This window comes from Deinococcus pimensis DSM 21231, from assembly GCF_000519345.1.
Lineage (GTDB): Bacteria > Deinococcota > Deinococci > Deinococcales > Deinococcaceae > Deinococcus_A > Deinococcus_A pimensis.
The window spans coordinates 5,960-12,697 of sequence record NZ_KI912642.1 but is presented as its reverse complement, the minus strand read 5'-3'; the positions used below and the strand labels follow the sequence as shown (position 1 = coordinate 12,697).

The following is a 6,738-nucleotide window of genomic DNA, read 5'->3' as shown; positions in this document are numbered from 1 at the left end:
CCCCGCGCGAGCGCGTACAGCCGGACGAGCAGGCGCCCGTGCGCGCGCGCCTGCGCCCAGCCCAGCCCCCGGAAGACGGTGGCGTCGTCGGGACCGTACACGTGCGGCACGCCCCACGTGTCCCACAGCACCTCGGCGGGTGCGGCGTTCTCAGAGTTCAGCACACCTCACCCTACCGGGCGCGCGGGAGCGCTACGCCATCGTGCCGAGGGCGCGGGCCGTCTTGAACTGCCATGAGCGCGGGAGTAGAGTCAGGTCAAACGCGACGGGACCGGCCCCCACAGGCCGAACTGGTGGAGCCTGCAAGACGGCTCCACCATGCTTTTTCCCACCGCGCCTCCCTCCCCGAAGGAGCAGCTCATGCCCGAACACGTCATCGTCACACGCGGCCTCGCCAAGCTCTACCCACGCGGCGTGGGTCTGCGGCCCCTCGACCTCACCGTCGAGCGCGGCGAGATCTTCGGCTTCCTCGGCCCGAACGGCGCGGGCAAGACCACCACCATCCGCACCCTCCTGGGTTTCCTGCGCCCCACCGCCGGGGAAGGCGAGGTGCTCGGCGTGGACGTCCGCACCCGCGCCCGCGACCTGCGCGCCCGCGTCGGCTACCTCCCCGGGGAACTGCACCTCGACCCCGACCGCACGGGCGCGGAGCTCTCCGACCTCGTCGGCCGCCTGCGCGGCCACCTCGACCGCGCCTACGCCCACGAGCTCGCCGCGCGGCTCGGTCTCGACCTCACGCGGCGCGTCGGCACGCTCTCCAAGGGCAACAAGCAGAAGGTCGGCCTGCTGCTCGCCCTGCAGGGCCGCCCGGACCTCCTCATCCTCGACGAACCCACCGACGGCCTCGACCCCCTCGTGCAGGAGGAGGTCCTCACCATCCTCCGCGAGGCCCGCGCCGAGGGCCGCACCGTCTTCCTCTCCTCGCACGTCCTCGCGGAGGTCGACCGGATCGCCGACCGCGTCGGCATCATCCGCGCGGGCGAACTCGTCACCGTCTCCGGCGTCGCCGAGGTCAAGGCCCGTCTCCCGCACCGCGTCGAGGTCCGCTTCGCCCAACCCGTCCCGGAGGCCGCCTTCGCCCGCCTGAGCGGCGTCCGCGACGTCCGCGTGCGCGGCGACACCCTCAGCTGCGTCCTCGACGGCGGCGCCGACGCCCTCGTCAAGGCCCTCGCCGCGCACACCGTCCTCGACCTGCGCGGCAGCGAACCCGACCTCGAACAGGCCTTCCTCAGCTACTACCAGGAGGACCACCATGTGGCCTGAACTGCTCCGCGAACAGGTCCGCCGCGACCTGCGCGGCACCCTCTGGTGGGCCTTCGGCCTCGCCCTGTACGCCGCCGTGACGTGGGCGTTCTACCCCACCATCCGCTCCAGCCCCGACATCGCGGGCTTCGTCGACCGCCTCCCCGCCGCGCTCAGGGCGGCCTTCGGCGTGGAGGACTTCATCTCGCCCGGCGGGTACGCCTGGGCGCGCATGTTCAGCCTGCTGCTCCCCCTCACCCTCATCATCTACGCGGTCCGCGCGGGCACCCGCGCCGTCGCGGGCGACGAGCAGGACGGCCGCCTCGAACTCCTCCTCGCGCAGCCCGTCACCCGCACCGAACTGCTGCTCGGCCGTACCCTCGCGCTCGGCGCGAACCTCGCCCTGCTCGGCCTCACCGTCTTCCTGAGCACCGCGATCGGCGCGCGGCTCGTCGACGCCGACCTCCCCCTCGGACGCCTCGCCCTCGCCACCCTGGCGGTCACGGGCCTCGCGTGGACGCTCGGCGCGCTCGCCCTCGCCGTGGGGAGCGCCACCGGACGCCCCGGCCTCGCCTCCGGCGTCGCCGCCGGGGTCACGCTCGCCAGCTACCTCGATCACAGCCTCTCCCCGCAGGTGGAGGCGCTGCGCGCCCTGCGAGGCGTTTCGCCCTTCTGGTACGCCATCGGCGAGAGCCCCTTCCGCGGCACGCCCCACCCCACGGGCGCCCTCGTGCTGCTCGCCGCCGGCGCCGTGCTCGTGCTGCTCGGCGCGCCCCGCTTCGTCCGCCGCGACCTCCGCTGAGGCGCACGGTACAGACCCCGTGAAGGCGAACCCCGGGCGGGCGCGCGTAGAGTGCGGGAAACTCCCGGGCGCGCGCCCGCGTACCCGACACCAGCCCACACGGAGGTCCACATGCTCCCCCTGCTCAAACAAGTCCTCGAGAACTTCCGCTTCGACGTCGACCCCAAGAAGAGCCGCGAACAGAACACCGAGGAGGTCATCAAGTCCGCCGCCCTCCTCGCGGGCGCCATCGCCGTCGAACCCATCCCCTTCGCCGACATCCTCCTCATCACCCCCGTCCAGGCCAAGATGGTCCTGCACATCGGCAAGATCCACGGCTTCGACATCACCCCCGAACGCGCCCGCGACATCGTCCAGGAACTCGGCGCCACCGTCGTGTACGGCATGGTCGCCCGGCAGGTCATGCGCGGCGTCATCAAGACCATCGCGCCCGTCATCGGCGGCGTCGTCACCGCGCCCCTCGTGTACGGCTGGACCTTCGCCCTCGGCCGCGTCGCCGAACGCTACTTCCAGGCCAGGATCAGCGGCCTCCCCTTCGAGAAGGTCGAACAGAAACAGGTCGCCCGCGGGGCCCTCAAGACCGTCGAGAAACCCACCGTCGACGCGCTCGGCGAACTCGCCAAGGAACTGCGAAGCCGCGCCACCGAGAAGAAGGACGACGGCCAGATCAACTGACGCGGGAGAGGACGCGCCGACCCCGAGAAAGGTCGGCGCGTCTCGGTGGGCGTGGGAGGGGCCGTCGGCGCTTTGGCTTCGTACGCTCTGCCGTCGTACGGATCGGAGCGGTCCGATCCTTTTGCTTCGTGCGTCAACGTGTCTCTCCACTCATGGCGGGGACGGCTCCTCGCTCATGCCTGGACCGTTCACGCGTCTCTGCTACTATGGGGTCGCGTTGATCCGCAGGAGTACCGGAAGATCGGCAACGAGCGAGTCGGGGACGGTGGAAGCCCGGCGGCACGGGGTCCGGGAAGGGCGGCGGGGAGCACCGAAACCAACATCAAAAGTGCCGCGGGGTGTTCCCGTGGAACTGGGGTGGAACCGCGGGCCGCGTGCTCGTCCCCAGGTGGCCGACCGAAGCCGCCTGGGGTTCTTCTTTTCCCGGCGCGCGGACGCGGCCGGGAGAGGAGGGTTCATGCCCGCGCAATCGATGGAGGAACTGGTCAGTCTGTGCAAGCGCCGTGGGTTCATCTTCCAGGGCAGCGAGATCTACGGGGGCCTGCAGGGCTTCTACGACTACGGCCCGCTCGGCGTCGAGCTCAAGAACAACATCAAGGCCGCGTGGTGGCGCACGAACGTCTACGAGCGTGACGACATGGAGGGCCTCGACGCGAGCATCATCATGCACCGCATGGTGCTGCGCCACAGCGGTCACGAGGCCACCTTCTCCGACCCCATGGTGGACAACCGCAAGACCAAGAAGCGCTACCGCCTCGACCACCTCGTGAAGGACCAGAAGCCCGCCGTGCAGGGGGCCGTCGCGGAGGCCATGGGCCAGTCCGTGGAGAACTTCGCCGCGCTCGTCGCCGCGATGGTGAAGGACCCCGCGCGCGCGAGCGCCGCGCTCGTCTCGGCCGGCGTGCGTGACGCCTTCAGCGGCGAGGTCGGCGACTGGACCGAGCCGCGCCCGTTCAACATGATGTTCAAGACGACCATCGGGCCCGTCGCGGACGACGACAGCTACGGCTACCTGCGTCCCGAGACCGCCCAGGGCATCTTCACGAACTTCAAGAACGTCGTGGACAGCACGTCGCGCCGCCTGCCCTTCGGCATCGCGCAGATCGGCAAGGCCTTCCGCAACGAGATCACGCCCCGCAACTTCATCTTCCGCGTCCGCGAGCTCGAACAGATGGAGATCGAGTTCTTCTGCGCGCCCGGCACGGACGAGGAGTGGCACGAGAAGTGGCTCGCCGCGCGCCTCGCGTGGTGGGAGGCGCAGGGTGTCCCGCGCGAGAAGATCCAGATCCTCGACGTGCCCCGCGAGGACCTCGCGCACTACTCCAAGCGCACCTACGACCTCATGTACGACTACCCCACGCTGGGCTACGAGGAGATCGAGGGCATCGCGAACCGCACCGACTTCGACCTCGGCAGCCACACCAAGGGCCAGGAGGAGCTCGGACTCACCGCCAGCGTCCTCCCGAACGAGGACAGCGTCGCGAAGCTCACCATCGCGCACCCCGACACGCAGAAGCCCATCGTGCCCTTCGTGATCGAGCCCTCGGCGGGCGTGGACCGAGCGATGCTCGCGGTGCTCTCCGAGGCATACGCGTTGGAGACGCTGGAGAACGGCACGGAACGCATCGTGCTCAGGCTCCGCCCGCACCTCGCGCCCATCAAGGTGGCCGTCATCCCGCTCGCCCGCAACCGTCCCGAGATCGTCGAGAAGGCCCGCTCGGTCAAGCAGGAACTGCAGGCGCTGGGACTCGGCCGCATCCTCTTCGAGGACAGCGGCAACGTCGGCAAGGCCTACCGCCGTCACGACGAGGTCGGCACGCCCTTCTGCGTCACCATCGACTTCGACACGATCGGCAAGGGCGACGACGCGGCCCTGACGGACACCGTCACCGTCCGCGACCGCGACACCATGAGCCAGGAGCGCGTGGCCATCAAGGACCTCGCGAACCTCATCCGCGAACGGCTGCGTTGAGGGCGGGGGGCCTCCGCCCTGCGGAGGCCCCGCTCCCGCGTCTCCGGACTTCGCCGCCCGGGACGGCCCGGGCGTTCGGGCCAGGGGCGTCCTCGCGTCTCTGCTATGCTGGGTTCATGAACGCGACGCGCTGTCTGCACCCCTAGCGGAGGACACGCTCGCCGTGCCGCCGCGCGACCCTGGTTGCGCGGCGGTCCCTTTTTGCCCCGGAGGCCGCATGGACATCCACCTGTACGACACGAAACAACGCCAGAAGGTCCGCTTCGAGCCCGCCGTGCCCGGCAAGGTCGGCATGTACCTGTGCGGACCCACGGTGTACAGCGACGCGCACCTCGGGCACGCGAAAAAGGAGGTGGCGTTCGACGTGGTGCGCCGCTACCTCACGCACGCCGGTTTCGAGGTGCGTTACGTCAGCAACGTCACGGACGTCGGGCACCTCGTGGACGACGCGGACGACGGCGAGGACAAGATCGCCCGGCGCGCCGCGCTGGAGAAGCTCGAACCGATGGAGATCGCCGACAAGTACTTCTGGAGCTTCGTGGACGACATGGGCCGCCTGAACGTCCTGCGGCCCTCCATCAACCCGCGCGCGACCGGACACATCCCGGAGCAGATCCGCCTCATCGAGGAACTCATCGCGGCGGGACACGCGTACGAGTCGAACGGCAGCGTGTACTTCGACGTGCGCTCGTGGCCGCGCTACGGGGAGCTCTCGGGCCGCAGGCTCGACGATCAGGAGGTCGGCACGCGCGAGGACGTCCGCGACGAGAAGCGCGACCCGCGTGACTTCGCGCTGTGGAAGCGCGCGGAGCGCGGACACCTGATGCGCTGGGAGAGCCCCTGGGGCGAGGGCTTCCCGGGCTGGCACATCGAGTGCAGCGCGATGAGCCTGAAGTACCTCGGGGAGAACTTCGACATCCACGGCGGCGGCATGGACCTGGAGTTCCCGCACCACGAGGCGGAGATCGCGCAGGCCGAGGCGGCCGGGCACGGCTTCGCGCGTTACTGGATGCACAACAACATGCTGACCATCGGCGGCGAGAAGATGAGCAAGAGCAAGGGCAACTTCACGACCCTGCGCGAGCTCTTCGAGCGGGTCGATCCGATGGTGGTGCGCTTCCTGCTCGTGTCGAGCCACTACCGCAGCGTCACGGAGATGAACGAGGACGCCTTCGAGAGCGCCCGGAACGGCTACGCCCGCCTGCGCGACGCGTACCGCGAGGTGGAGCGCCGTCTCGTGGACGCGCCCGACGTTCAGAACCCGGACCTCACCGCGAGGATCGACGCGCACGTCCGCGCGTTCGAGGAGGCGATGAGCGACGACTTCAACACGCCACGCGCGGTGGCGGCCCTGTTCGACCTCACGCGGGACGTGAACGCGGCCCTCGCGGGCGACGTGGGCCGCGCGGCCCTCACGCGCGCCCGGGACGCGTACCGGGAGCTCGGCGGGAACGTGCTGGGCCTCTTCGCGGAGTCGGGCGCGGCGGGCGCGGCGCAGGACGAGGGCGAGCTCGTGGACGCCCTGATGGAGCTCGTGCTGGAGGCGCGCCGCCACTACCGCTTGCAGAAGCAGTGGAAGGAGGCGGACGCGCTGCGCGAACGCCTCACGGCGGCGGGCGTGACGATCGAGGACACGCCGACGGGAACACGCTGGAAAAAATGAGTGGAGAGACGCGTGGACGGTCCAGGCAGAAGCGAGGGGCCGTCCCCGAGCGTACGACGCCATGAGTGGAGAGATGCGTCAAAGCCCCAGGCAGAAGCGAGGGGCCGCAAGAAATTAATTTCATGGGGTGTTCAATGGGACGCGCGCGACAGTCGGGGCCGCGCGCGTCCCGCTTTGATGTGGCATGACTTCCTCGTCGAAACGACTTCGTCAGCTGGAATCGCTGTGGCCCGCGCTGGAGGCGGGCGACGTGAAGGCGGTCCACGAGGCGCGCAAGCTGACGCGCAAGGTGCAGGCGGAACTGGCGGTGGCCGGGGGGCGCAGGAAGGTGCGTCGGGGCTGGCGGGACCTGCGGCGCGCGGTGGCGCCCGTGCGGGACCATGA

At 70.2% G+C, this 6,738-nt stretch carries 6 protein-coding genes and 1 pseudogene; 6 read left to right on the top strand and 1 reads right to left on the bottom strand.

The genetic code is table 11. The annotated features are described in order from the left end of the window. A partial coding sequence (locus DEIPI_RS42235; protein WP_425387850.1) for a penicillin acylase family protein occupies window positions 1–131 on the bottom strand: 131 nt, incomplete at its 3' end. A gap of 229 nt (window positions 132–360) precedes the next feature. On the opposite strand from DEIPI_RS42235, the gene DEIPI_RS0111590 reads away from it, so the two are divergent. The 6 genes and pseudogenes from DEIPI_RS0111590 to DEIPI_RS30530 all read left to right on the top strand — a co-directional run. After that, the gene (locus tag DEIPI_RS0111590; RefSeq protein ID WP_027481883.1) at window positions 361–1,263 is read left to right on the top strand and encodes an ABC transporter ATP-binding protein; all 903 of its coding nucleotides are present in this window, start codon (window positions 361–363) and stop codon (window positions 1,261–1,263) included. Next, window positions 1,253–2,044: an ABC transporter permease subunit gene (locus DEIPI_RS0111585; protein ID WP_027481882.1), complete on the top strand. Its 792-nt coding sequence runs from the start codon at window positions 1,253–1,255 to the stop codon at window positions 2,042–2,044. Before DEIPI_RS0111590 ends, DEIPI_RS0111585 begins: the two co-directional genes overlap by 11 nt. Window positions 2,045–2,155: 111 nt before the next feature. Beyond that, complete coding sequence (locus DEIPI_RS0111580) at window positions 2,156–2,719, top strand: YcjF family protein (RefSeq protein WP_027481881.1); 564 nt, start codon at window positions 2,156–2,158, stop codon at window positions 2,717–2,719. A gap of 457 nt (window positions 2,720–3,176) precedes the next feature. Beyond that, entirely contained in the window at window positions 3,177–4,691 is a 1,515-nt protein-coding gene (locus tag DEIPI_RS0111575) for a glycine--tRNA ligase (RefSeq protein WP_027481880.1), read from the top strand. Window positions 4,692–4,908: 217 nt separating this feature from the next. After that, entirely contained in the window at window positions 4,909–6,354 is a 1,446-nt protein-coding gene (cysS, locus tag DEIPI_RS0111570; RefSeq protein ID WP_027481879.1) for a cysteine--tRNA ligase, read from the top strand. Window positions 6,355–6,538: 184 nt separating this feature from the next. Then, window positions 6,539–6,738, top strand: a pseudogene (locus DEIPI_RS30530) (CHAD domain-containing protein); the annotation flags it as partial.

Coding starts and splice junctions, on each gene's coding strand:
- DEIPI_RS0111590 (WP_027481883.1), top strand. CDS start 361: ATGCCCGAACACGTCATCGTCACACGCGGCCTCGCCAAGCTCTACCCA.
- DEIPI_RS0111585 (WP_027481882.1), top strand. CDS start 1,253: ATGTGGCCTGAACTGCTCCGCGAACAGGTCCGCCGCGACCTGCGCGGC.
- DEIPI_RS0111580 (WP_027481881.1), top strand. CDS start 2,156: ATGCTCCCCCTGCTCAAACAAGTCCTCGAGAACTTCCGCTTCGACGTC.
- DEIPI_RS0111575 (WP_027481880.1), top strand. CDS start 3,177: ATGCCCGCGCAATCGATGGAGGAACTGGTCAGTCTGTGCAAGCGCCGT.
- cysS (WP_027481879.1), top strand. CDS start 4,909: ATGGACATCCACCTGTACGACACGAAACAACGCCAGAAGGTCCGCTTC.